We start from the raw sequence: 24,600 nt of genomic DNA, 5'->3' as shown, positions 1-24,600 counted from the left end.
GTCAGGCTCCCACGGTCGCGGATTGAAGGTGACGCGCCGCATGGCGGGCGCGGGCGGCGGACCAGGCTTCCACAAAGCGGTCCCAGTCGTCCTGCGTCGTGCTCCAGCCGCCGCTGACGCGGATGGCGCAGCCGGAGAGTTCGCCCTGGCCCATGGCCTCCAGCACCGGCGAGGCCTTCACCTTGCCGGACGAGCAGGCCGAGCCTGCGCTGACCATGACGCCGGCCAGGTCCAGGCCCATGACCTGGACGTCGGACGGGAAACCCGGGGTGGCGACGCAAAGCGTGTTGGCCAGGCGCGGCGCGGCCTCGCCCATCACCACCGCCCCGGCCGCCTTCAGCCGCTGGGCGGCGGCGTCGCGCCAGGTCGCGCGGCGGTGAAATTCCTCCAGCCCTTCGCGGGCTTCGGAGGCCGCGGATCCGAACGAGGAAATGCCCGGAACGTTCTCCGTGCCCCCGCGGCGGCCGCGCTCCTGCCCGCCGCCGTGCTGGCGGCGCGACAAGGTCGCGCGCGAGCCGAAGGTCAGCGCGCCCACGCCTTGCGGCCCGCCGATCTTGTGGGCGGAGATGGCCAGGGTGTCGGCGCCGAGGGCGCGGCTGTCGACGGGGATCTTGCCGGCCGCCTGGATGGCGTCGACGTGCAGCCAGCCGTCGGCGGCGCGGACGATCTCGGCCGCCTCGGCCACCGGCTGGATCACGCCGGTCTCGTTGTTGGCCAGCATCAGGGCCACGAAGGGCTTGCCGTCGGCGGCGTCCCAAGCGGCCAGGCGCGCGGCGAGCCAGCCCAGGTCGGCGCGGCCGTCGGCGTCCACCGGCAGGGCTTCGACCGCCACGCCCAGGACGCGGGAAGTCTCCTGCACGCTGTCGTGCTCTATGGCCGAGACGATCAGCCGGTGCGACCCCGCCGCGACGGCGCTTTCGATGGCGAGCGCATTGGCCTCGGTGCCGCCCGAGGTGAAGACGACCGTCGAGGCCGGGGCGGCGATCAGGGCCGCGACCTGCTCCCGGGCGGTCTCCACCAGGGCGCGGGCCGCGCGGCCCGCGGCGTGGATCGAGGACGGGTTGCCGCCGATCTCCAGCGCGCGCGCCATGGCTTCGCGGGCCTTGGGCCGCACCACGGCCGTGGCGTTATGGTCCAGATAGACGCTCATGCGGCCTGCCGCTTGGCGCCCAGGCGCCCGGTGATCACGTCGGCCAGGCTGACCGAGGCCAGGTAGTCCTCGATGCGGTGGCCCAGGTCGTCCCAGAGGTCGTGGGTCAGGCACCGCTCGCCCTTCAGCATGCAGCCCTTGCCCTGCTCGGCGCAGCGGGTGGCGTGCAAAGGCTCGTCGACCGCCAGCACGATGTCGGCGATGGAGGTGTCTTCGGCGGTGCGGCTCAGGCGATAGCCGCCGCCCGGCCCGCGGGCGCTCTGCACCAGGCCCTTGCGTCGCAGGCGCGCGAAGAGCTGTTCGAGGTAGGAGAGCGAGATTTCCTGGCGCGCGGCGATGTCGGCCAGCGCCACGGCGCGGCACGGCTCGTCCTGGCGCCGCGCCAGGTCGGCCATGGCCATGACGGCGTAGCGGCCTTTGGTGGAGAGACGCATCTCAAGTCCGTCCAGTGCAGTTTTCTCGCGTTCCGCAGCGACCCTATGTTATAGGCCGCCGCCTTGCGCAGGACCGGTCCTCGCGGTCGCGATGCGACTTAGGAAGACCCAGCGCAGTAGTCAAGTATTCCAACGCCCTGAATTCGCGGGCGAGCTGAGAGGGTTCTGATGCCGGAAGTGGTTCTGACTGGCGCGGCGGGGCGGATCGAAGGCCGCTATTCGCAGGGCAAGACGGAGACCGCGCCGGTGGCGCTGATCCTGCACCCGCACCCCAAGGCGGGCGGCCAGATGAACAATCCGGTGACGGTCCAGCTCTTCCACCTGTTCATGAAGCGTGGCTTCTCGGTGCTGCGGTTCAACTTCCGCGGCGTCGGCCGCAGCCAGGGCGAGTTCGACTCAGGCATCGGCGAACTGGCGGACGCCGCGACGGCGCTCGACTGGCTCCAATCGACGAACCCCGCGGCCTCGCAGTGCTGGGTCGCCGGCTACAGCTTCGGCGCCTGGGTGGGCATGCAGCTCCTGATGCGCCGCCCGGAGACCGACGGCTTCATCTCGGTCTCGCCGCCGACCAACGCCTACGACTTCTCCTTCCTCGCCCCCTGCCCCGCCTCCGGCCTGATCCTGCACGGCGGCGCCGACAGCGTGGTGCCGCCGATCGAGGTGGAGCGCGTGGTCTCCAAGCTGCGCACCCAGAAGGGAATCGTCATCGACTACGACGTGGTGGACGGCGCCAGCCACTTCTGGATGGAGAACCTGCCGGACGTCGAAAGCCGCGTGGGCGCCTATCTCGACAAGCGCCTGGCCGCCGATCCGGCCTAGGGCCGCGCCGTGGCCGCCCCGCAGGACGCCATCGCGGCGCGGCGGCGCCTCACCAACAAGCGGATCGCCGCCCGGGAGGCGCAGGGCCTTCGGCCGTTCTTCGCGGTCGACGCCCAACTGATCCCCGGCGGCGGCGGGCTGATCCTCGGCGCGGACGCCATCGTCGAGGCCTTCGCCGCGCAGTTCCGCGAGCCCGGCTTCGTCGCCTATGTGCGGACCCCCGACGCCATCGAGGTGGACGCCGCCGGCCTGCGCGCCGCGGAGACCGGCCGCTGGACCGGCAACGGCATGTCCGGCAGCTACCTGGCCGCCTGGCGCAAGGTGACCGGCCAGTGGGTGATCGAGAGCGAGCTTTACGTCACCCTGGCCTGAACCCCCGGAGGGTTGCGCCTACTCCGCCCGGGTCCAGGTCTCGGCCCGGCAGAACACCAGCACGCAGCCGGCCACCTTCAGCGTGCCGCCGGCGCCGCCTTCCATCTTGGCCTTGTAGGTCTTGCCGCCGGCCGGGTCGTAGATCTTGCCGCCCGTCCAGCCGCCGGCTGCGTCGCGGCGGAAGTCCCAGATGATCGGCATGCCGATGACCGGGCGATTGCGCAGGGCCGCGTCGGGATTGCGCAGGTCGGTAAGCGTGCGCCCGTCCTCGCCCTTCGGCCCGCGCGCCCAGATGATGGTCCCGCAGGTCAGCGCCGGATCGGCGGCGCAGGGCGCGATCCTGACCTTGCCGTCCCTGGTCTGCGTCAGCCAGACGCCGAACACCGGGTCCGTCGCGGCCCGCGCCTGTTGGGCGACAACCAGAACAGCCGCCAGCAGGCCCGCAACCCAGATGACGATCCTACTCATAGCGCAGCGCTCCCACTGGCCGGGCGCGGGCGACGCGCAGGGCGTGAACGAACACGGTCGCCCAGGCGATGACCACGCCCGCGCCGGCGGCCGCGACAAACGTCCAGGGCGCCAGGGTCACGTGATAGGCGAAGCCCTTCAGCCAGTTGTCCATGGCGAGCCAGGCCAACGGCAGGGCCAGGACATTGGCCCAGAGCACCGGCTTGGCGAACTGCCAGAGCAGCAGCCGCAGGATATCCGACGAGGTCGCGCCCATGGCTTTGCGAATTCCGATCTCCTTCGTCCGGCGCTCAGCGGTGTAGGCCGAGAGTGCGAAGAGGCCAAGACAGGCGATCGACACCGCGATCAGCGCGCAGACCGCGATGAATCCGCCCTGGATGACGTTGTCGATGTAGAGCCTCAGCAGGAACTGGTCGGCGAAATACTGCTGCAGGGGCATGCCGTGGCTGATCTTCGCCCAGACCTTGTCGACGCGCGTCAGGGTTTCGGCGGCGCCCACCGGACCGAGCTTGATGTTCAGCGCCACCGAATTCAGCACATTGGTCTTGGGGCCGACGTAGAAGAAGGTTGCGCCGACCTTCTGGCGGATCGAGCCGAAGGTGAAGTCCGGAACCACGCCGATCACCTCGGAGGCCCGCCCGGGAGGCGTCGGCAAGTCAAGGTTGTCCAGGTTCATGCGCGGGTTGTAGTGCCAGGTCAAAGACTGGCCGAGGGCGGCCTGGGGTGACCTGAAGCCAAGTTCGCGAACCGCGGTCTCGTTCAGGACGATCGGTGGCGGCATGTCGCCGAGCTTGCCTCCGTCGTCCGCCGGCCTGGCCGCATCCGGTAGGCGCCCGGCTAGAGGCTTGACGCCGTAGACCTCGAAGAACCCGAAATCGATGGGCGAATAGCTGAGCATGGCCTTGTGGCCGCGGGCGAAGGTCATATCGTTACTGTTGCCCAGACCAACCGCGCTCGCCGAGGCGCAGGCCGCATCGCGAACCCCTGGCACCGCTTTGACGGCGTCGCGCAGTGACGCGGTGCAGGGCGAGGCGAACAGCATCACCACGCCGTCCTTGTTGATATGGCTCGCGTCCTTTAGGGCGAAGGCGGTCTGACGGTAGATGGTCAGCGCGCTCAGCAGCAGCGCGACCAGCACCGCGAATTGCGCCACCACCAGGGCCTGGCGGACGAAGCCGCCCCCGGACGCCGCGACCGGACCGCCCTTCAGCACCGAAGAGGGTCGGAACGAAGAGAGCACGAGCGCCGGATAGATGCCGGCCAGCAGTGCGGTCACCAGGGTGACGCCCAGGGTGGCCGCCAGAAGCTGCGGATCGGCGAGATAGTTGAAGGCGATCTTTCGCTGCAGGGCCGCGCTCACGGGGGGCAACAGCAGCTCGGCGAGCGATACAGCCAGGACCAGGCCGACGGCGACATAGATCATCGCCTCGCCCATGAACTGGATGATGAGGTCGCGACGCTGGGCGCCCAGCGCCTTGCGCACGCCGACTTCCATGGCCCGGCGCGACGCCCGTGCGGTCATCAGGGTTACGAAGTTGATCGCCGCGACGACCACGATCAGCACACCGATGATGCCGATCCCGGCCAGCACCTTCACGTCGGCGCCGGGCTTGTAGTCGCCGCCATCGGCCGGCTGCAGGTGGATCGCGGTCAAGGGTTTCAGCGTGAGCTGATAGCGGTCGAGCTTCTGGTCGGGGTTCGTCGCCCGGATGTCGGGCATGATCCGCCGCTCGATAAAAGCAGGCATCGCCGCCTGCATGGCCGCTGCCGAAGCCCCCGGCTTCAGGCGGATATAGGTCAGGTTCGAGTTGGAGGTGTATCCGGCGGCGCGGAGGCTGGGGAGGATCGAATTGGGGGCTTTCGAGGAGATGAAGAACTCGAAGCCGAGATGGCTGTTTGTGGGCAAGTCCTCGATCACCGCGCCAACGCGCGAAGGGTGACCATCCACCAGTAGCTGTTCGCCCAGCGGCGCGTCACGGCCGAACAGCTTGCGCGCCACCGAGCGGGTCATCACTACGGCGTCGGGGGCCTCCAGGGCGGTCGCCGGATCGCCGGCGACCGCCGGCATCGGCAGCACCTTGAAGAAGTCCGGATCGGCATAGACGAAGGGTTGCTCGCTGATGCTGATGTCACCGTGGCGCAGGGTGGGCGGAAAGCCGGAGTTGCTGATCCGCGCCGCATACTGGATTTGCGGGAAGTCGAGCTTCAGGTCGTCGGCAAGCCGCCCTGAGCTGAAGTCCATGGTGATCCGAGGCTTATCGTGAGGGATGATCGCCTGACTCATCAGGAACACCCGCTCGTGCCCGGGGATGAACCGGTCGTAGGTCAGCTCGTGCCGCAGGTAGAGGCCGATCAGGATGGCCGAGGCGAAGCCGATGGCGAGGCCGGTGACGGTCAGGGAGGCGTAGACGCCGTTGCGCTGCAGGTTGCGGAGCGCCGCTGAGAGATAGTTGCCGAACATCGGAAAACCTCCTCCTCAGGCCGCGAGCAGGGTTTCGGAGACCACCCGGCCGTCGAGCAGCTTGACGGTGCGTTGGGCGGCGGCGGCGTGGGCCAGGGAGTGGGTGACCATCACCACGGTGACGCCGCTGTCGGCGGCGGCGGTCAGCATGGCCATCACCGCCTCGCCGTTGTGGGTGTCCAGGTTTCCGGTGGGTTCGTCGGCGAGGATCAGGCTGGGGTTGGAGACCAGGGCCCGGGCCACCGCGACCCGCTGCTGCTGGCCGCCGGAGAGCTGCTGCGGCCGGTGCTTGGCGCGGTGTCCCATGCCGACGGTCTCCAGCGCCTCGGCCACGCGGCGGCGGCGCTCGCCCGAGGGAACCTTGCGGTAGAGCAGCGCCACCTCGACGTTCTCGGCCACGCTCAGGTCGTCGATCAGGTTGAAGCTCTGGAAGACGAAACCGATGCGCTCGCAGCGGAGCGCAGTGAGTTCGCGCTCGGAGCGCCGCGCGACCTCCTGCCCGAAGAACTCGAACGACCCGCTGGAAGGCGTGTCGAGCAGGCCAAGGGTGTTCAGCAGGGTCGACTTGCCGCAGCCCGAGGGGCCCATGACGGCCACGAACTCCCCGCCCCCGACCTCCATGCTGATCTCATTCAGCGCCAGGGTCTCGACCTCGGCCGTGCGGTAGATCTTGCTGACGTTCGTGAGCTTGAGCATGCCTGCCCCCCCTATTTCTTCGCCAAATCGACGCGGTCGACCTTTTCGAAGGCCGCGTAATCCGAGATGATCACCCGCTCGCCGGCCTTCAGGCCGCCCAGCACTTCCACCTGTTCGGCGCTGCGTCGCCCGATCTTGATGCGGCGACGGTCCGCCTTGGTCCCGCCTGAGTCCGCCACCATGACCCAGTCGCCGCCGGTGCGCTCCAGGAAGGGCCCGGCCGGTAAAACGAGGGCCGGCTGATCGCCGCCTAGCGTCAACCGGCCCTCAAGGGCCTGACCCGGGAGGAGGCCACGCGGCATGGCGCCTTCGAAGGCGATATCCACCTGGAAGGTCGCATTCTTCACCTGGGGATCGACGCGGGTGATCTGCACCGGGACCTCGCGGCCCTCGACGGTGACGACGCCGGTCTGGCCGGCGCGGACGCGCTCCAGGTAGTATTCGTCGATCTGGGCCTGCAGCTTGAAGCCGGTGTCGGCGACGATCTGGCCCAGGCGCTGGCCGCGGTTGCGGATCTCGCCGACCTTGATGTCCATGTCGGTCAGCCGCCCGGCGACCGGCGCGCGCACCACCAGGCTGTCGAGCTTGCCCCGCGTCACCCGCAGGCTCTCCTGCAAGGTCGCCAGCTCGTTCTGGATCTGCGGGATCTGGCGGCGGCGCAGCGCGTCCTGCTGGGCGTTGGACGTGGTCTGCAGCGGCAGCAGCCTGCGGTCGTGGTCGAGTTCGTCGTGCACCTGTTCGTAGAGGTCCTTGGTGACGTAGCCCTTGGCCGCGAGGGCGTCGCGCCGCTCGGCGGTCCGTTGCAGCCGGGTGATGTCGTATTCGATCTGGGCGGCGGCCTTCTCGTTGGCGACGCGGGCGTCCTCAAGCTGCTTCTCATAGGTCTGCAACTGGGTGATGGATTCCACCAGCCGGCCCTCGCGATCCAGGACTTCGAGCTCCAGCTCGGTGTTGCGGAAGCGCAGCAGCGGCTGGCCGGCGGCCAGCATGTCGCCGGCCTGGGCCATCACCTGCTGCACCTGTCCGCCCTCCAGGGCGTCCAGGTAGATCACGTCCTTGGGCTGGGCGATGGCGCGCAGCACCACGAAGTCGTGGAACACGCCACGCTCGACGGCGGCGATGGTCACGTTCTGGGCCGGCACGCGGACGCTCGGCTTGGCCGCGCCCACCACCGCCACGCCCAGGCCACCGGCCGCCAGCGCAGCGGCCACTGCGCCCGCGGCGATCAGGGTCCTGCGGCGACGCCACCAGGGCAGGACGATCCGTCTGTCCATATCCGAACTCATGGCGATCAGTGTCGCCCGCTCCCGGCCTCAGACGAAACGCTACAGCTTCAAGCGGTTAGGCCGTATCGCGACGCCTGCACCTCGCCGGACTGTCCGGAAACGGACAGCCGGCGGGTCCTTCCCGCAGGCGCCCCGGTGCAAGTCTTTGACGGCGCTGGCTTTGCCGGGAGCGGCGCAACCCCGTAGATTCGAACTGTGCCGCCCACCCTGCTCATCGTCGACGACGACCCCGACGTCCTGAAGGCCGCCGCCGCGACCTTGGCCCGGGCGGCGGAACGCGTCGACACCGCGACCTCTCCGGACGGGCTGGCCGCGCAGGCGCATCTCTATGACGCCGTCCTCCTCGACATGAACTTCGCCGCCGGCGCCCGGGACGGCATGGTGGGGCTCGACAGCCTCGACCGCCTGCATGAGGCCGACCCGGCGCTGTCGGTCGTGCTGATGACCACCTTTGGCGGCGTGGCGCTGGCGGTGGAGGCCCTGAAGCGCGGCGCCGCCGACTTCGTGCTGAAGCCCTGGCGCAACGAGGCCCTGGTGGAGGCCATGGCCGCCGCCAGCGCCCTCACCGCCGAGCGGCGGGCGTCCGGCGCGGCGCTCAATCTCGACGATATGGAGCGCCGGGCGATCGTGCGGGCCCTGTCCCTCTATGAGGGTAATGTCAGCCACGCCGCCGTCGCGCTCGGCCTGACGCGGCCGGCGCTCTACCGCAGGATGGAACGGCATGGCCTCTAGGCGCTCCCGCTGGGGCGGAGCCGCGGGATTTGCGCTCGGCGCGGGCCTGAGGGCCGTGGCGATCAGCGTCCTGGCGTTCGGCGCCCTGCTGGCGGGCGAGCGCGCGCTCTGGGCCACGGCCCTGGTGCTGGCCGGCGTCCTGGCCCTGGTGGTCATGGACCTGATCCGCAGCACACGCGCCGCCGACCGCACCCTGGCGCAGTTCGTCGATGGGCTGATGGCCGAGGGCTACGAGCGGCCCACGACACCGATGGGCCTGAGCGAGTTGGGCGTGGCGATTCAGGGCGCGCTCGACCGGCTGGCGGCGACCCGCGCCGAGCGGCAGCAACGCACCGACTTCCTGGAAGCCCTCGCCGACACCGTCAGCGCCGCCTTGCTGGTGATCGACGACGACGGCCTGGTCACCGCCGTCAACCGCGCGGCGCGGGTCAGCCTGGACGCCGGCCCCGGCCCGATATCGGCCATCCCGGCGCTCGGCGCGGCGACCGCGCAGCGGCTCCGCGAGTTGCCGGCGGGCGCGCGTGAGATCGTGCGGCTGGCCGACCAGCGGGCCATGCTGGCCCAGGTCTCCGGGTTCACGGCCGCGGGCGGGCCGCGACGGCTGATCGCCCTGCAGAGTGTCTCGGCCGACCTCGACGCCGTGGAGGTGAAGGCCTGGCAGGACCTGGTGCGGGTGCTGGCCCACGAGATGATGAACTCGCTCACGCCCATCTGCTCCCTGTCGGAAAGCATCGCCGCGCGGCTGGCGGAGGCCGAAAGCCCGGCCGCCCGGGCCGAGATCGTCGAGGCGGCGGAGGTGATCTCCCGCCGCGGCCACGGCCTGATGCATTTCGTGGAGCGCTACCGCCGCCTCACCGACGCCCCGGCCGCGGTGAAGAGCCGGACCTCCGGCGCCGAGCTGGTCCGCGACCTCGACAGCCTCGCCGTGGCGATGATCGGCGAGGATCCGATCGCCTATTCGAGCACCGTGCAGCCCTCCTGGCTGACCCTCGAGGCCGACCCGGATCTCCTGGAGCAGGCGGCGATCAACCTCCTGAAGAACGCCGTGCACGCGGTGCGCGGACGGGCGGACGCGAAGGTGCGGCTCACCCTCTCGCTGGACGAAGACCAGGTGGTCCTCACCGTGGCCGACAACGGGCCCGGCCTTCCGGTCGACGATCCGGAGGGCGTGTTCGTGCCGTTCTTCACCACCAAGCCGGGCGGCTCGGGCATCGGCCTGACGGTGGCGCGGCAGATCGCGCTCGGGCACGGCGGGCGGCTGGAGCACCGCGCCGCCTCGCCGAACGGGGCGGTCTTCCAGCTCATGCTGCCGGCGGGTTAGCCCGCGCCTTGACCCGCGTGGGGTGCGATCAGGGCCGCCCGTTCCTGATCGCTCAGCACCCGCCATTTCCCCTCGGGCAAGTCCCCCAGCCGCAGCGAGCCGATGCGGATGCGGACCAGGTCCATGACGTGCATGCCGACCAGCTCGCACATCCGCCTGATCTGGCGGTTGCGGCCTTCCTTGAGGATGAAGCGAAGTTCCTGGCGCTGGACGACGCTGACCTTGGCGGGCTTGAGCTGGCGGCCGTCCATGGTCAGGCCGTGGCAGAGGCGGGCGATCTTCTCGGGCGTGATCTTGCCGGTGACGCGGACCAGATACTCCTTCTCCAGATCGGAGTCGGGGCCGATGATCGCCTTGGCCAGCACCCCGTCGTCGGAGAGCAGCAAGAGACCGCGGGAGTCCATGTCCAGCCGGCCGAGCGGCGCCAGTCGGGTGTCACGGTCGGGAATGGTGGGGCTGTCACCGACCAGAGCGGCTTTCGTCAGAAGACGCACCGCCGGCGTCTGGCCGGGCTCCGGTTGCGCGGAAACAATCCCCATGGGCTTGTGCAGCACGACGCTGAGCGGGGCGGGCCCGGCGCCGTCGGCGAGCGTCAGGGTCTGGCCCGGCAGGATCTTTCGGCCGGTGTCGGTGACCACCTCGCCGTCGATGGAGATCAGGCCGCGTTCGATGAAGCCCTCGGCCTCCCGGCGCGAGCAGACGCCGCTCTGGCCCAGCCATTTGTTGACCCGCTGCGGCTCGGCCTCGTCGTAGCGTCCGGTCCAGGCCATCAGCCGGAGCTCTTCCTTGTCGAAGATTGCGCCGGATAGGCGTGGCGACGGCCCGCCGGGTCCTCGACGCCGCCGTCGGCCAGATAGCCCGGCCCGATCGGGACCTTTCCGTGGCCGCCGGGGATGTCGAGGATATAGGTCGGCTGGCAGAGGCCGGAGACGGCGCCGCGCATGGCCCGCAGGATCGCCTGGCCGGTTTCCACCGAGGTCCGCAGGTGGCCGGTGCCGAGCGCCAGGTCGGCGTGGTGCAGGTAGTAGGGCTTGATCCGCGTCTCGACCATGGCCCGCATCAGGGCGGTGAGCGTCTCCGGGTCGTCGTTGACCCCGGCGAGCAGGACGGTCTGGCCGAGCATGGGGATGCCCGCGTCGACGATCCTGGCGCAGGCGGCGCGGGCCTGTGGCGTCAGCTCGCGGGCGTGGTTGGCGTGCAGCGCCACATAGACCGCCTTGCCGGGCGCCTCGAGCGCAGCGACCAGCTCGTCGGTGACGGTCTGCGGCTGCACCGCCGGCACGCGGGTGTGGAAGCGCACGACCTTGACGTGGCCGATCTCGCCCAGCCTGCGCATGACGTCGCGCAGCCGGCGCGGCGACAGGATGAAGGGATCGCCGCCGGTGACGATCACCTCCCAGATGTCCGGGCGCTCGGCGATGTAGGCCATGGCGGCGTCCAGAGCGTCCGGCGAGAGAGGGCGGACGCCCTCCGGCCCCACCATCTCGCGGCGGAAGCAGAAGCGGCAGTAGACCGCGCAGGCGTGGTTCAGCTTCAGCAGGCAGCGGTCGGGATAGCGGTAGACGATCCCCTCGACCGGCGAATGGGCGAGGTCGCCGATGGGGTCGGCGGACTCATCGGCGCGCAGCTCAAGCTCGGCCTCGGAGGGGATGAACTGCCGCGCGATGGGGTCGTGCGGGTCGGCGGCGTCGATCAGTTCGGCCATCGGCCCGGTGATCGCGACGGCGTACTGCGCCGCCACCCGTTCCAGCGCCGCCAGGCGATCGGGGGCGACCAGGCCGGCAGCGGCCAGATCCTGCACAGTGCGAAGTGTCTTGGTGGTCATTGCGCGGGCTTATGGGCTGCGTGGGCGGCCCCGTCAAAAATCTGCAGTTCACGGGGCGCGTGAAGCCACTAACGTGAAGCTGTCCGGCCGCCAGCAGGCGCGTTTGGCTTGCTAGTCAGATGGTCGGCTGAGCGCCACTGGCGAAACCTGCCTTCGTTCCAGAAACTGGACATCCACCAATAGCCGTTCGCAAAGCGGCTAGGTAGGTCCGGGCGGGAACGAGGCGCGCCTCAACCAGCATCTGACGTTGGATGTGGCCCGTCAGCCGATGAAAAATCTTTCTGAAGAATGTCAGGAAGATGGGCCGCGACCTTGCAACTTATACGCGAACGCGCAACACTAATCGTTGCGTTCATTTTCACCGAGCGCCACTCAGAGGGAGTTCCGCGTGGACGTAGTATCGAGATCGAACAATCACGTGTTTGATCGAATCTTGATTTCCCAATGAGCACCGGTGGCCCAGGGGAATCGCTGGGGCTCCTCCTCGCTCTGACCCGAAGTTCGCCACTTAGCGAGGAGGGCGAACCCATCGGTCTTTTGCTCGCTCTGACTCGAAGTTCGCCGCCCGCCGAAGAGGGCGAGCCCATTGGGCTCCTCCTCGCTTTAACCAAGGCATCCTGACATGGCCACGACCTCTGACGTCAAGATCACCCCAGGATCGGGCAACAACGTCGCAACCTACGACATCACCGAGGACGCCGAGACCAGGAAACTCCAGCGCGTCGTCCTGAGCGACAACACCGGCGCCGATATCAACTTCTCGGTAGCCTCACCGGTCACCCAGAGCGGCACCTGGAGCCTCGCCAACATCTCTGGAACGGTAAGCCTTCCGACCGGCGCGGCGACCTCCGCCCTTCAGACAACCGGCAATACGGCGCTGACGACCATCAATACTACGCTTGGCACGCCGATGCAGGCGACCGGGGGCACGGTCGGGCTTGTGGCGGGGGCCGCGGCCATCGGCACCGTCGCCCCCACCGGCCGGACCTACAAGACCATTGCGGCCTCACAGACGGCCCAGACCCTCGGCACGGGCGCGACCGGCGACGTTCTCGACGGCCTCCTGATCGTCCCGGCTTCCGTAAATGCCGGAAACGTCATCATCCTCGACAATGCGACCTCGATCACGGTGTTTGCTGGAGGATCGCCATCCGTCTCCAACCTAGTTCCGTTCTGGATCGCCCTGAACTCCGCCGCCAGCGTCAGCGGAGCATGGAAGGTCACCACCGGGGCCAACGTATCAGTCATTGCGGTTGGCAAGTTCACCCCATGATCGGACAGGCCACTATCGCGACGAACGTTGCTGCCCTGGAGACCACGGTATCGGCCACCCCCGCTGTCTTCCGCGCAGCGGGAGCCCTCAACGCCATGTCGTCGAGTGGCGCGTGGAACATCACCGCCACAGGCGCGTCGGCAGGCGATGCCCTGTTTATCAACGTCATGCGTTACCACACCGACGCGGCGCCGGTTATCACCATCACGGGCAGCGGCGCGACCGCGGCGGTGGTGGACAATACGACGCTTACGCCTCCGACCGGGGATGGGACATACGTGGCATCGACCTATTTATACATTTTGCAGGCAGCTGATATTTCGGCAGGAGTTGTGGCGGCGACCTACACCCAAGCGACCAGCAGCGGCAACTCCACCGCAGTCTCGATTATCTACATGGGCCCTACGACCCTGACGAAGAAGAGCTTCGGCAACAGCGCGGTCACTGCCACGTCGGTCAGCATCACCGGCTACACCCCGGTCGGAACCAGCCGCGGCGCGCTCGCCTTCATCGGCCAACGGATCAACGGAGGTCACAACACCCCCATGACGCCGCCGTCCGGTTGGACCGCACGGCTAAACAGCGCCAGCGGCATCGACCCGGGCATCGGGCCGGTATTTTTCAGCACGATCAGCGACAATCTCACGACCGTTTCCAACACGTCTTATTCATGGACGAATTGGGCGACCGAGACCTATGAGACTATCGCTGGTTCGATCTTCGATATGACCTGATGGGCGCGTTCACCGTCCTTCGCGGCCGAGCGCCTCCACCCTCAGTCAGCACCCCAGTCCAGGGCACGAGCCTCGTAGCGATATGGAACCTGCAGTACAGCGGGACGGGCCCCCGGGGCGGCTACATCAATGGGGCGTGGCCCAGCGGCATCACGCCGGGATCGGGAAATACCAACACGGGCATCCCAGCCTATCTAGCGAACATCATTTCCACCGGAGTCGGCTTCGTGTGGGCCAATCACGACGGGGCGATCTTCCTCAATGTCGGCTCCAGCACAGTCACCATCTCGAACTACGACTTCACCCTAGCCCCCCCGATAACTTGGGATGGGACTGGCGCGGTGATCTTCAACGACTGCACGTTCCCGCAGACCGCGGCGTTCCTGGGGAACGCCCTCGCTTCCCCGTGCAACATAAACGGCACCATCAACACAACGCCCGGTTCGACCCTCACGACGACCTGCAACTACTGCACCTACAACCAAGGCGTATTCTTTGCGGGCAGTGGGACGTGGGCGAATGACCACTGCCTAGGCACTAACCTGAACCAACAGTGGGGCGGCGCGTCCGCGGCGACGATCACCAACACGTGGTGTTACGTGCCAGGACTTGGCGTTGCGCCACCAACCTCTGGAACAATCCATATTGAGGCTATTCAGTTTAACGCCAACTCTCCAGCGACGATGACTTGGCAGAGTTGCCTGGTTAATGTAGCTGCGGAAGGTCAGCCAAATGTTGGATCTGGACAGTCAAATTATGGCTGGACCGCCATTGTCACGTCTCCTGTCGGCACTGGGGTAGTTCTCTATCAGAACTGCATTTTCATCGGCCTGACCGAGATGAACGCTAGCACGGTGGGCAACAACCACATTCCATATTTCATCACCTATGGACAAGTGACGCCCGTTACGATCACCAACTGCATTCTTGAAAGCGGCGTCTTCGGATATACTTCAAACGGAGACGGTGGCGCGAACAGGCCGGTGGACGGTGGCGGAAATCGGACCTTCACCAACGCCGCCTTGACCTCCGCATCGTCAGGCTGGAACTAGAGGCATTTGGCTCAAGAAACATCTGGTGGCTCTGTACTGATCGATAGTCCAATGACGATCCCAATCAGGATAACGGCGGCCAGGTAGGCAGCGCAAAAAGGGCGCGCATGTCGGTGCAATTCGGGGACGCCGATGGACGAAGCGCTGGACACGGTCGCAGACGGCTTCATGCCGCGGGGCCTCGCGCCGCCGTTCTATGCGCCGACCTTCCTGCCCGTGGGCCTGCAGATGGGTTTCGTCAGCACGGCTCGACAGGCATGCTGTTGACGGAGGCTGGCCTGGGCGTGGTGTCGATGCTCGCCTACGCCCTGCTCGCCTGGGTGTGGAAGCCGCGCCCCGTCCTCGCCGCGGCGCCGGCTGCCGCGCCCGCCTAGCCCTCCGCCAACGGCGCCCAGAGCACCTGCTCTATGTGGCGTGCTCCGGTCGCCAGCATCACCAGGCGGTCCAGGCCCAGCGCCCCGCCGCTGGCCTCGGGCATGGCCGCCAGCGCCGCCAGGAAGTCCTCGTCGATGGGATAGCGCTCACCGTAGACGCGGGCCTTCTCGGCCATCTCGGCCTCGAACCGCCGCCGCTGCTCGGCCGGGTCGGTGAGCTCACCGAAGCAATTGGCCAGCTCGACCCCGCAGGCATAGAACTCGAAGCGCTCGGCGACCCGCGGGTCGGCCGCCTTGGGCCGGGCCAGCGCCGCCTCGCTCACCGGATATTCGCAGAGGATCGTCGCGCGACCCCGCCCGAGATTGGGCTCGATCTTCTCCACCAGCACCCGGCTGAAGACGTCGGCCCAGGTGTCGTCGGCGGCGACGCGGATCCCCTGCCGGGACGCGGCTGCGGCGAGGGCTTCGCGATCGGTCGCCCCATCGGCCTGGACGGTCGCCAGCAGGTCCATGGCCGCGAAGCGATCGAAGGCCTCGGCCAGGGTCACCCGCTCCGGCTCGGCGAAGGGATCGGCTTCCTGGCCCCGGAAGCTCAGCGCTTTCGCGCCCGCCGCCTCTGCCGCCAGGGCCAGCAAGGCCGCGCTGTCGGCCATCAGGGTCTCATAGGGCTCGCCCGCCCGATACCATTCCAGCAGGGTGAACTCCGGATGGTGCAGCGGGCCGCGCTCGCGGTTGCGCCACACCCGGGCCAGTTCGAACATCCGCGGCTCGCCGGCCGCCAGCAGCTTCTTGGCCGCGAACTCCGGCGAGGTGCGCAGGTAGAGCGGCGCGCGCGCCCCGGCTATCCCCACCGCCTCGGTCGCGAAGGCGTGCAGATGCGCCTCGTTGCCCGGCGAGACCTGCAGGGCCGGCGTCTCGACCTCGACGAAATCGCAGCCCGCGAACCAGCCGCGGATCGCCGCGACGATGCGCCCGCGGGCCATCAGATAGGGCCTGCGATCGGCCAGCCGGTCCGGCGTCCACCAGGGCGAGGGTTCAAGTTCGGGCAAGGCTGCGACCGCCTCTGCGGTTTTGGAGGGGGTGGCGATTTCGCCGCCAATCGCTATAGGGGCGCGACAAGAATTTCATCAGCGGAATCGCGCGACCTCAGATCGCCGCCGCCGTCACCTAAGGAAGACCGACTTTGAAAGTGATCGCCAGCTCGCTGCGCAAGGGCGCCGTCGTCGACATGGAGGGCCGCCTCTACGTCGTGCTCACCGCCGAGAACATCCATCCCGGCAAGGGCACGCCGGTCACCCAGCTCAACATGCGCCGCATCTCCGACGGGGTGAAGGTGTCGGAACGCTGGCGGACGACCGAGCAGGTCGAGCGCGCCTTCGTGGACGACCGCAACTTCACCTTCCTCTACCAGGACGGCGAGGGCTTCCACTTCATGAACCCGGAAACCTACGACCAGGTGGTCTGCACCCCCGAGGTCGTGGGCGAGGCCGCGCCCTGGCTGCAGGACGGCATGACGGTGATGCTATCGACCCACGACGGCGTGCCGATCGCCCTGGAGCTGCCGCGCCTCCTGACCCTGGAGATCACCGAGACCGAACCGGCGGTGAAGAACCAGACGGCGTCCTCGTCCTACAAGCCGGCGATCCTGTCGAACGGCGCGCGGATCATGGTGCCGCCCTACATCGCGGCGGGCACCCGGGTCGTGGTGCTGACCGAAGACTTTTCCTACCACGAGCGCGCCAAGGACTGATCGGACAAGCGCGGGGGCGCTGGCGAATTGGGGGCGGGAGCCCCACCTGTACGGGCTGTATGGAGTACCCGATGCGGACCACCCTCCTCGACATCCGGAAGATGAAGGCGAACGGCCGCCGGATCGCCATGCTCACCGCCTACGACTATGCGGCGGCGCGCATCGCCGACCGCGCGGGCGTCCCGCTGCTGCTGGTCGGCGACTCCCTCGGCATGGTGATGCAGGGGCAAGGCACCACCCTGCCCGTGACCCTTGACGACATGGTCCGCCACGCCGCCGCCGTGGTCCGGGGATCCGAAAGCGCCCTGGTGATCGCCGACCTGCCCTTCCTGACCTATGCCGACAAGGGCTCCGCCGTCGCCGCGGCCCGCCGGCTGATGCAGGAGGCCCAGGTCCAGGCGGTGAAGCTCGAGGGCGGCGCGCATGTGACGCCGGTGGTCGAGCACCTGGTCCAGCATGGCGTTCCGGTGATGGGGCACCTGGGCTTCACGCCGCAGTCGCAACACACCCTGGGCGTCCGCGTCCAGGCCAAGCAGGCCGCCTGCGCCAAGCGCCTGATCGAGGACGCCCTGGCGCTGGAGGCGGCGGGCGCCTTCGCCCTGGTCCTGGAACTCGTGCCCGCGCCGCTGGCCGCCGAGGTCACCGCCCGGCTGCGGATTCCCACCATCGGCATCGGCGCGGGCGCCGGCTGCAACGGGCAGGTGCAGGTCTGGCACGACCTTCTCGGCCTGTTCGAGACCTCGCCGCGGCACGCCCGGCGTTATGCCGAAATCGGCGCGGCCATAGAGGCCGCCGTCCGCGCCTACGCCGAGGACGTGGCGGCGGAACGCTTCCCGACCCAGGCCCAGAGCGCCGGCATGGACGCCGACGAGCTGGCCAAGGCCCTCGGTTGACGCCACGCCGATGAAAGTCGTCAGGACCGTCGCGGAGATGCGCGCCGCGCGCCACGCGGTGGGCGACCTCGGGCTCGTGCCCACCATGGGCTACCTGCACGAAGGTCACCTGAGCCTCGTGGCCCGCGCCCGGGCCGAGAACGCCGCCACGGCCGCCAGCATCTTCGTCAACCCGACGCAGTTCGGGCCCAACGAGGACCTCGCCCGCTATCCACGCGACCTGCCGCGGGATCTCGCCTTGCTCGAGGCCGCCGGCGTCGACCTGGTGTTCGTTCCCGAGGCCGCGGAGATCTATCCGCCGGGCTTCGCCACGGCCGTCGAAGTACGCGGCGTCACCGACGTGCTGGAAGGCGCGGTGCGCCCCGGCCACTTCGCCGGCGTCGCCACCGTCGTCGCCAAGCTGTTCAACATCGTCCAGCCGACGCGGGCCTATTTCGGCCAGAAGGACGCCCAGCAGTGCGTGGTGATCCGCGCCATGGCCCGCGACCTGGACCTGCCGGTGGAGGTGGTGGTCGCGCCGACGGTGCGCGAGGCCGACGGCCTGGCGCTCTCCAGCCGCAACAGCTACCTCACGCCCGAGCAGCGCGCCGTCGCGCCGGCGATCTACCGCGGCCTCCAGGCGGCCAAGGCCCTGTTCGATGGCGGCGAGCGCGACGCCGAGGCCCTGCGCCGGGCGATCCGCGCGGCCGTCGAGGCCGAGCCGCAGATGTCTATCGACTACGTCAGCGTCGCCGATCCCGAGACCCTGCGGGAGCTCACCCGCGTCACATCGCAGGCCCTGGCCTCGGCCGCCGTGCGGCTTGGAACCACCCGCCTGATCGACAACCTGCTGCTCGCCTAAGGCCGCGCGATCTTCCCGCCGGTCATCGGGGCCGGGACGCCCGTCGTCTTCGGGAAGCTGATCGGCAGCCCCCTGGCCGTGCGGGCGGCCAGGTAGGCGAAGGCCTCGGCCTCGATGGAATCGCCGCGCCAGCCATGGTCCTCGGCCGCCCTCACCGGCATCGGCAGGCGCGCGGCGAGCGCCTTCATGATCTCCGGATTGTGGCGGCCGCCGCCGGCGACGATCACCTCGGTGGGGTTCTGGCCCATCAGATCGAAGCCCAGCCGCACCGCCTCGGCCATGAAGGCCACCAGGGTCGCTGCGGCGTCCTCCAGTTCCAGGGGCTCCAACGGTTCCAGCGAGAAATCGAAACGGTCCAGGGACTTGGGCGGCGGAGCTGAGAAGTAGGGATGGCCCAGCAGGCCCGCCAGCACCCCCTCGTTGACGCGGCCCACGCTGGCGTAGCGGCCCTTGTCGTCGAAGCGGCCGGCGCCCCTGGCCTGCACCATCAGGTCGATCATGCCGTTGCCGGGGCCGGTGTCGAAGGCCGCGATCTCGTCGCCGCCCGACCAGAAGGTGGCGTTGGCCACGCCGCCGACGTTCAGCACCGCGAGCGGCGCCTTGAGCCCCGAGGCGACCGCGCGGGCCAGGTGGTAGATCGGCGCCAACGGCGCGCCCTCCCCGCCCGCAGCGAGGTCGGCGGTGCGGAAATCGTAGGCGACCGGCACGCCTGTCGCCTTGGCCAGCCAGGCGGCGTCGCCGAGCTGGACCGTTCGGCCGGCCCGGCCTTCCTGCGGACGTTCGTGCAGCACCGTCTGACCGTGCATGCCGATCAGGTCGATGTCGGACCATTTCAGGCCGTCGGCCGCGAGAAACGCCTCGGCGGCTGCAAAATGCTCCTCGGCTCCGGCCAACGCCGCCTCGGCGAAGATCGCAGGCTCCGGCGCGCCGCGCGGCCAGGCCAGGGCCTGCTTGGTGGCCTCCAGCATGAGGTCGCGGGTGGCGTCCGTCAGCTTGCGTTCGCCCGCCGGGCCGAAGGCGGAGATGGCCTCGCCATCGGTCTCCAGCACCGCCATGTCGACGGCGTCGAGGGAAGTTCCGGTCATGAATCCGAGCACGCGCATCCGGCTTGACTGCCATGCGCCGCGCCCGTAGTCAGCCGCCATGTTCGGAAAAGCCGCCCGCTTCGGCCGCTATTACCGCCTGCCCTAGCCGCAGGCGACCGATCCGACGCGCCTGCCCTCACCCGGCCGGCGCCCTTTCCTCAGATCAGAGACAAAGCGCCGGCCTCCTTCCCACCGGAGTCCCGCGATGTCCCTCGAAACCGCCGACAAGGCCGTGCTAGAGCGCACCGGCTCGTTGCTTGAGAATCCCCGAATGACCGACGTCGCCTTCAAGTCCACGTTCCTGCAGGTCCTGCGGGACCGCGGCTATATCCACCAGATCACCCATCCGGAGGAACTGGACGCAGCGGCGGTCTCCGGCCCGGTGGTGGCCTACATCGGCTTCGACGCCACGGCGCCCTCGCTGCACGTGGGCAGCCTGATCCAGATCATGATGCTGCGCCGGCTGCAGCAGACCGGCCACAAGCCGATCGTGGTCATGGGCGGCGGCACCACCAAGGTGGGCGATCCATCAGGCAAGGACGAGAGCCGAAAGCTTCTCACCGAGGCCGATATCCAGGCGAACATCGCCTCGATCCGCACGGTCTTCGAGACCTTCCTGACCTTCGGGAACGGGCCCACCGACGCCATCATGGTCGACAACGACGAGTGGCTGTCGAAGCTGGGCTATATCGACTTCCTGCGCGACTACGGCGTGCACTTCACGATCAACCGCATGCTGGCGTTCGATTCCGTGAAGCTGCGGCTGGAGCGCGAGCAGCCGCTGACCTTCATCGAGTTCAACTACATGCTGATGCAGGCCACCGACTTCCTGGAGCTGAACCGCCGCTACGGCTGCGTGCTGCAGATGGGCGGCTCGGACCAGTGGGGCAACATCGTCAACGGGGTGGAACTGATCCGCCGCGTGGACCAGAAGCCGGCGTTCGGCCTGACCACCCCGCTGCTGGCCACCGCCTCGGGCGCCAAGATGGGCAAGACGGCCCAGGGCGCGGTCTGGCTCAATGCGGACCTGCGCAGCCCCTACGACTACTGGCAGTTCTGGCGTAACACCGAGGACGCCGACGTCGGCCGCTTCCTGCGGCTGTTCACCGACCTGCCGCTGGACGAGGTCGCCCGGCTGGAGGCCCTGCCGGGCGCGGAGATCAACGAGGCCAAGAAGGTTTTGGCCAACGAGGCCACCGCCCTGCTGCACGGCGCCGAGGAAGCCGCCAAGGCCGCCTCGGCGGCGGAAGCGGCCTTCGAGCAGGGGCGCCTTTCCGACGACCTGCCGACGCACGAGGTCCCGGCCGCAGAGCTGTCGGCCGGCATCGTGCTGGCCGCCCTGGCGGCGGACGTGGGCCTCGCGGGATCGCGCGGCGAAGCTCGGCGGCTGGCGCAAGGCGGCGGCCTGAGGGTCAACGACAAGGCCGAAGCCGACGCCAACCGCCTGGTGACCGACGCCGACCTGATCGAGGGGGTCGTAAAGCTGGCCGCCGGCAAGAAGAAGATCGTCCTGGTGAAACCGGTCTGAGGAGACACGAAGATGAGCAAGATTTCCGAAGGCGCGCCCGCCCCCGATTTTGCGATGGAGAGCGCCGCGGGCCCGATCCGCCTGGCCGACTTCAAGGGCAAGACCCTGGTGCTCTACTTCTATCCGAAGGACGACACGACCGGCTGCACCACCGAGGGCCAGGACTTCAGCGCCTTGAAGGCCGCCTTCGACAAGGCCGGCGTCACCGTGGTCGGCGCCTCCAAGGACAGCGTGAAGAGCCACGAGAAGTTCGCGGCCAAGTACGGCCTGACCATCCCCCTGGGCTCCGACCCCGAGGGCAGGACCATCGAGTCCTTCGGAAGCTGGGTCGAGAAGAAGCTCTACGGCCGCGAATATATGGGCATCGACCGCTCGACCTTCCTGATCAAGGACGGAGTCATCAAGCGCATCTGGCGCAAGGTGAAGGTTGCCGGCCACGCCCAGGCGGTGCTGGACGCGGCCAAGGCGCTCTGATCCGGCGCGACCTGGGGTCGTACGACGGCAGCTGAGCTGAGGCGTCGACGCGGCCGATGCGACGCGCGTCCTTCCTTTCCGCGTCCGCCCAGGGCGTTGAACCGGCGGCGTCCGCCCCATCCGACGTCCGGATTTCGGCGATTCGGATATCCCAAATGCGCAAGCGTTAACCTTCCGCCAACTCCGGGCGTAAACCATCTTGCGCGCCCGGAAAATCTCATTGCATATCCCCGGGGTCCACGGGGATGGGGACTTCAGCGACCGCATGTCACGCCTAGCGCGCCTCCGCCGCACGCTCCTCGAGCTGTTTCCGGAGCGCCATCTCTATGTCCGCTCGGGCGGTGAGATGAAGGGCTACGTCCTCACCCCCAGAACCCAGATGCTGGTGGCCGCCGGGATTTCCGCCGCGGCGCTGTGGATGGGCGTCTGCAGCGCGGCCATGCTCGTCAACATGCTGTCGGCCTCGTCCGCCGACCGCGAGATCGCCCGCACCCAGGCGAAGTACGAACGCTGGATCGCCGACCGCCAGGCGCGGCTGAACTCGGCGGTAGCGCAGCTCAACGCCGGCGGCGGAAGCGCGAACGCCGGGGTGGCCGCGGACATCGAGAAGCGCCACGCGGCGCTGGCCATGCTGCTCACCGACATGAAGAGCGCGCCCGGCGCGGCCGCCGCCCTGACCCCGGTGATCAACAGGGCCGTGGCCTCCAACGACCGCAACCCGGCGCACATCGTCGAGACCGTGCGGGTCAGCCAGGAGCAGTTGCTCGACGCCGCCGACACCTTCGCCAAGAGCCGCGCCGACCGGCTGCGCCTGGCCTTCCGCCTCGCCGGCCTGACGCCCTCGACCTTTGTCTCGCAGGGCGCGGCGCTGGGCGGGCCGCTGATCGAATCCAAGGACCCCCGCGCCCTGGCCGCGGTGCTCGACGTTGACGAGGGCTTCGCCGACCGCATCCAGCACGCCGCCGGCGACATGAGCGAGGCCCACGCCCTGGAACAGGCCGCCCACGACCTGCCCTTCGCCAAGCCTACGACCGACGCCGAGCGGTCGAGCGGCTTCGGGGTGCGGGTCGACCCGTTCACCGGCCGGCCGGCCTTCCACTCCGGCCAGGACTTCTCCGGCGCGCGCATGGAGGCGATCCACGCCACCGGCCCCGGCGTCGTCTCCTTCACCGGCGTGCGGTCCGGCTACGGCAATACCGTCGAGATCGACCACGGCAAGGGGCTGAAGACCCGCTACGCCCACCTGGCGGTAATTTCCGTCGCCGTCGGCCAGCAGGTGGCGGTGGGCCAGCGCCTGGGCGGCATGGGCTCCACCGGCCGCTCCACCGGCACCCACCTGCACTACGAGGTGTGGCTGAACGGCCGCGCCATGAACCCGGACCGTTTCCTCAAGGCAGGCGACTATGTTCAGCAAGCCGGCTAAGGCCCCGTCCTCCTCCGCCCGCCAGGAGCTGGCGGACGCCGCGCCGCGCAAGGCGATCGCCATGTCGCTGATCGCCGAGAACGTCAGCGTCGACGGCGACCTCGCCAGCGACGGCGACATCCAGCTCGACGGGGCGGTGCACGGAGACCTGAAGGTGGCCCACCTGTCGATCGGCGAGACCGGCCAGGTCGAAGGCGCGATCAGCGCCGAGGCCGTGGAAATCCGCGGCCGGGTGGCCGGCACGATCACCGCCAAGACGGTGCGCCTCTACGCGACCGCCAAGGTCGACGGCGACATCACCCACGCCCAGCTCGCCATCGAACCCGGCGCCCACTTCGCCGGCCGCAGCGTCAAGCTGGGCGAGCCGCAACAGGAACAGCTCAGCCTGCCGATGGCGGCGGAGTAGCCTTCCCTCCCCTTCATGGGGAAGGATGATTAGGCTTCCCGCGTCACGCCCACGCGCTGCGCCAGGGCCGCGCCCATGAACGGGTCGAGGTCACCGTCGAGGACCCCCTGGCTGTCGGAGGTCTCGACCTCGGTCCTCAGGTCCTTGACCATCTGATAGGGCTGCAGGACGTAGCTGCGGATCTGGTGGCCCCAGCCGATGTCGGTCTTCTGGTCTTCCAGCGCCTGCTGCGCCGCCTCGCGCCGCTGAAGTTCCGCCTCATAGAGCCGCGCGCGCAGCATCTTCCAGGCTTCTTCCCGGTTCTGGTGCTGCGATCGGCCGGCCTGACAGGCCACCGCGATCCCGGTCGGGATGTGCGTCAGGCGCACGGCGCTATCGGTCTTGTTGATGTGCTGGCCGCCGGAGCCCGAGGCCCGGTAGGTGTCGGTGCGCACGTCGGCGGGATTGATGTCGATGACGATGGTGTCGTCCACCACCGGATAGACCCAGACCGAGGCAAAGCTGGTATGCCGCTTGGCGGCCGCGTCGAACGGCGAGATGCGCACCAGGCGGTGCACGCCAGCCTCGGTCTTCAGCCAGCCGTAGGCGTTGGGCCCCTTGACCTGCAGGGTCGCCGACTTGATGCCGGCCTGGTCGCCGGCGGTCTCTTCCAGGAAGTCGACCTCCATGCCGTGGGCGTTGGCCCAGCGGGTGTACATGCGCAGCAGCATCCCGGCCCAGTCGCAGGACTCGGTGCCCCCGGCGCCGGAGTTGATTTCCACGAAGGCGTCGTTGCCGTCGGCCTCGCCGCTCAGCAGGGCCTCCAGCTCGGCCCGCCCGGCGCGCTCCTTGATCGCCTTGAGCTGGCCGCGGGCTTCCTCGAGCGAGGCCTCGTCGCCCTCCTCGTCGGCCATTTCGGCGTAGCCCAGGGCGTCGGCGAGATCGCGCTCCAGCCCCTTCACGGCCTCGATCTGGCCGGCCAGGCGGTTGCGCTCGCGCATCAGGGCCTGGGCGGCCTCGGCGTTGTCCCAGAGGGTCGGGTCCTCGACCCGGGCGTTCAGCTCGTCGAGCCTGCGGAGCGCGGGCTCCCAGTCAAAGACGCCTCCTGAGCAGTTCGACCGACTGCTCGATGTCGGCCTTGGCGGCCTCGACATCCAATCTCATGGGGACACTCCAGGTAGCGGACGGGCCAGATAGGCTGCTCCGGGCGCGAGGACAAGCGGG

Annotated in this window: 26 protein-coding genes; 15 read left to right on the top strand and 11 right to left on the bottom strand. The window is 68.9% G+C overall.

The window, feature by feature from the left end:
* Position 1 precedes the first annotated feature (1 nt).
* Positions 2–1,150, bottom strand: a complete 1,149-nt coding sequence (locus VNW53_RS14185; RefSeq protein WP_325556355.1) for a cysteine desulfurase family protein — start codon at positions 1,148–1,150, stop codon at positions 2–4.
* Entirely contained in the window at positions 1,147–1,584 is a 438-nt protein-coding gene (locus VNW53_RS14180) for an Rrf2 family transcriptional regulator (protein ID WP_325556354.1), read from the bottom strand. Before VNW53_RS14180 ends, VNW53_RS14185 begins: the two co-directional genes overlap by 4 nt.
* 168 nt (positions 1,585–1,752) lie before the next feature.
* On the opposite strand from VNW53_RS14180, the gene VNW53_RS14175 reads away from it, so the two are divergent.
* Together VNW53_RS14175 and VNW53_RS14170 are read left to right on the top strand one after the other, a co-directional pair.
* The gene (locus tag VNW53_RS14175; RefSeq protein ID WP_325556353.1) at positions 1,753–2,403 is read left to right on the top strand and encodes an alpha/beta hydrolase; all 651 of its coding nucleotides are present in this window, start codon (positions 1,753–1,755) and stop codon (positions 2,401–2,403) included.
* 9 nt (positions 2,404–2,412) lie between these two features.
* On the top strand, positions 2,413–2,775 hold the full coding sequence (locus tag VNW53_RS14170) for a DUF4440 domain-containing protein (RefSeq protein WP_325556352.1): 363 nt from the start codon (positions 2,413–2,415) through the stop codon (positions 2,773–2,775).
* 18 nt (positions 2,776–2,793) lie between these two features.
* Here the strand turns inward: VNW53_RS14170 and VNW53_RS14165 are convergent, their stop codons facing one another.
* The 4 genes from VNW53_RS14165 to VNW53_RS14150 are packed head-to-tail and all read right to left on the bottom strand — an operon-like array spanning position 2,794 to position 7,674.
* A complete protein-coding gene (locus tag VNW53_RS14165) occupies positions 2,794–3,243 on the bottom strand; it encodes a DUF2147 domain-containing protein (protein ID WP_325556351.1) in 450 nt (149 codons plus the stop codon).
* Positions 3,236–5,704 (bottom strand): ABC transporter permease, encoded by a 2,469-nt coding sequence (locus tag VNW53_RS14160; RefSeq protein WP_325556350.1) that lies wholly within the window; start codon positions 5,702–5,704, stop codon positions 3,236–3,238. Before VNW53_RS14160 ends, VNW53_RS14165 begins: the two co-directional genes overlap by 8 nt.
* Positions 5,705–5,719: 15 nt before the next feature.
* Positions 5,720–6,400 (bottom strand): ABC transporter ATP-binding protein, encoded by a 681-nt coding sequence (locus VNW53_RS14155; protein WP_325556349.1) that lies wholly within the window; start codon positions 6,398–6,400, stop codon positions 5,720–5,722.
* Between the two features lie 11 nt (positions 6,401–6,411).
* Entirely contained in the window at positions 6,412–7,674 is a 1,263-nt protein-coding gene (locus VNW53_RS14150; protein WP_325556348.1) for an efflux RND transporter periplasmic adaptor subunit, read from the bottom strand.
* Positions 7,675–7,881: 207 nt separating this feature from the next.
* On the opposite strand from VNW53_RS14150, the gene VNW53_RS14145 reads away from it, so the two are divergent.
* Both VNW53_RS14145 and VNW53_RS14140 read left to right on the top strand, forming a co-directional pair.
* The gene (locus VNW53_RS14145) at positions 7,882–8,418 is read left to right on the top strand and encodes a response regulator (protein WP_325556347.1); all 537 of its coding nucleotides are present in this window, start codon (positions 7,882–7,884) and stop codon (positions 8,416–8,418) included.
* The gene (locus VNW53_RS14140) at positions 8,408–9,739 is read left to right on the top strand and encodes a sensor histidine kinase (RefSeq protein ID WP_325556346.1); all 1,332 of its coding nucleotides are present in this window, start codon (positions 8,408–8,410) and stop codon (positions 9,737–9,739) included. Before VNW53_RS14145 ends, VNW53_RS14140 begins: the two co-directional genes overlap by 11 nt.
* Here VNW53_RS14140 and VNW53_RS14135 read toward each other — a convergent pair.
* Positions 9,736–10,509 carry a pseudouridine synthase gene (locus tag VNW53_RS14135; protein ID WP_325556345.1) on the bottom strand — a complete coding sequence of 258 codons (774 nt, stop codon included), beginning with the start codon at positions 10,507–10,509 and terminating at the stop codon, positions 9,736–9,738. The two genes, VNW53_RS14140 and VNW53_RS14135, sit on opposite strands and share 4 nt — an antisense overlap.
* The gene (locus tag VNW53_RS14130; RefSeq protein ID WP_325556344.1) at positions 10,509–11,564 is read right to left on the bottom strand and encodes a lysine-2,3-aminomutase-like protein; all 1,056 of its coding nucleotides are present in this window, start codon (positions 11,562–11,564) and stop codon (positions 10,509–10,511) included. The genes VNW53_RS14135 and VNW53_RS14130 overlap by 1 nt, the downstream gene beginning before the upstream one ends.
* Positions 11,565–12,186: 622 nt before the next feature.
* Here VNW53_RS14130 and VNW53_RS14125 point away from each other — a divergent pair.
* From VNW53_RS14125 to VNW53_RS14110, 4 genes are all read left to right on the top strand, one after another.
* Positions 12,187–12,837 carry a hypothetical protein gene (locus tag VNW53_RS14125; RefSeq protein WP_325556343.1) on the top strand — a complete coding sequence of 217 codons (651 nt, stop codon included), beginning with the start codon at positions 12,187–12,189 and terminating at the stop codon, positions 12,835–12,837.
* Positions 12,834–13,571, top strand: a complete 738-nt coding sequence (locus VNW53_RS14120; protein ID WP_325556342.1) for a hypothetical protein — start codon at positions 12,834–12,836, stop codon at positions 13,569–13,571. Before VNW53_RS14125 ends, VNW53_RS14120 begins: the two co-directional genes overlap by 4 nt.
* A complete protein-coding gene (locus VNW53_RS14115) occupies positions 13,571–14,623 on the top strand; it encodes a hypothetical protein (protein ID WP_325556341.1) in 1,053 nt (350 codons plus the stop codon). Before VNW53_RS14120 ends, VNW53_RS14115 begins: the two co-directional genes overlap by 1 nt.
* Before the next feature lie 132 nt (positions 14,624–14,755).
* Positions 14,756–14,890 (top strand): hypothetical protein, encoded by a 135-nt coding sequence (locus tag VNW53_RS14110; protein WP_325556340.1) that lies wholly within the window; start codon positions 14,756–14,758, stop codon positions 14,888–14,890.
* Positions 14,891–14,993: 103 nt separating this feature from the next.
* Here the strand turns inward: VNW53_RS14110 and epmA are convergent, their stop codons facing one another.
* Positions 14,994–15,980: an EF-P lysine aminoacylase EpmA gene (gene epmA, locus VNW53_RS14105; RefSeq protein ID WP_325556382.1), complete on the bottom strand. Its 987-nt coding sequence runs from the start codon at positions 15,978–15,980 to the stop codon at positions 14,994–14,996.
* 200 nt (positions 15,981–16,180) lie between these two features.
* Here epmA and efp point away from each other — a divergent pair, with 200 nt between their 5' ends.
* The 3 genes from efp to panC all read left to right on the top strand — a co-directional run bounded on the left by efp (position 16,181) and on the right by panC (position 18,481).
* A complete protein-coding gene (gene efp, locus VNW53_RS14100) occupies positions 16,181–16,747 on the top strand; it encodes an elongation factor P (RefSeq protein WP_325556339.1) in 567 nt (188 codons plus the stop codon).
* A gap of 71 nt (positions 16,748–16,818) precedes the next feature.
* A complete protein-coding gene (gene panB, locus VNW53_RS14095; RefSeq protein WP_325556338.1) occupies positions 16,819–17,640 on the top strand; it encodes a 3-methyl-2-oxobutanoate hydroxymethyltransferase in 822 nt (273 codons plus the stop codon).
* 10 nt (positions 17,641–17,650) lie between these two features.
* Positions 17,651–18,481 carry a pantoate--beta-alanine ligase gene (gene panC, locus VNW53_RS14090; protein ID WP_325556337.1) on the top strand — a complete coding sequence of 277 codons (831 nt, stop codon included), beginning with the start codon at positions 17,651–17,653 and terminating at the stop codon, positions 18,479–18,481.
* Here the strand turns inward: panC and VNW53_RS14085 are convergent.
* Positions 18,478–19,584 (bottom strand): anhydro-N-acetylmuramic acid kinase, encoded by a 1,107-nt coding sequence (locus tag VNW53_RS14085; RefSeq protein ID WP_325556336.1) that lies wholly within the window; start codon positions 19,582–19,584, stop codon positions 18,478–18,480. The two genes, panC and VNW53_RS14085, sit on opposite strands and share 4 nt — an antisense overlap.
* A gap of 253 nt (positions 19,585–19,837) precedes the next feature.
* Between VNW53_RS14085 and tyrS the strand changes: the two genes are divergently transcribed.
* The 4 genes from tyrS (at position 19,838) to VNW53_RS14065 (ending at position 23,397) form a co-directional block, all read left to right on the top strand.
* Complete coding sequence (gene tyrS / locus VNW53_RS14080) at positions 19,838–21,094, top strand: tyrosine--tRNA ligase (protein ID WP_414693283.1); 1,257 nt, start codon at positions 19,838–19,840, stop codon at positions 21,092–21,094.
* Between the two features lie 12 nt (positions 21,095–21,106).
* On the top strand, positions 21,107–21,568 hold the full coding sequence (locus VNW53_RS14075) for a peroxiredoxin (RefSeq protein ID WP_325556334.1): 462 nt from the start codon (positions 21,107–21,109) through the stop codon (positions 21,566–21,568).
* A 265-nt stretch (positions 21,569–21,833) separates the two neighbouring features.
* The gene (locus tag VNW53_RS14070; RefSeq protein WP_325556333.1) at positions 21,834–22,991 is read left to right on the top strand and encodes a M23 family metallopeptidase; all 1,158 of its coding nucleotides are present in this window, start codon (positions 21,834–21,836) and stop codon (positions 22,989–22,991) included.
* A complete protein-coding gene (locus tag VNW53_RS14065) occupies positions 22,972–23,397 on the top strand; it encodes a polymer-forming cytoskeletal protein (RefSeq protein ID WP_325556332.1) in 426 nt (141 codons plus the stop codon). The genes VNW53_RS14070 and VNW53_RS14065 overlap by 20 nt, the downstream gene beginning before the upstream one ends.
* A gap of 29 nt (positions 23,398–23,426) precedes the next feature.
* Here VNW53_RS14065 and prfB read toward each other — a convergent pair.
* Positions 23,427–24,540, bottom strand: a protein-coding gene (gene prfB / locus VNW53_RS14060; RefSeq protein WP_325556331.1) for a peptide chain release factor 2 whose coding sequence is annotated in 2 segments (ribosomal slippage) — positions 23,427–24,470 and positions 24,472–24,540 — 1,113 coding nt in all. Because the reading frame shifts where the segments join, the coding sequence is not laid out codon by codon here.
* Positions 24,541–24,600 lie beyond the last annotated feature (60 nt).

Origin of the sequence: Phenylobacterium sp., assembly GCF_035569475.1 — a bacterium.
GTDB lineage: Bacteria > Pseudomonadota > Alphaproteobacteria > Caulobacterales > Caulobacteraceae > Phenylobacterium.
The sequence above is the reverse complement of the archived record's forward strand: the minus strand, read 5'-3'. Positions and strand labels throughout refer to the sequence as shown.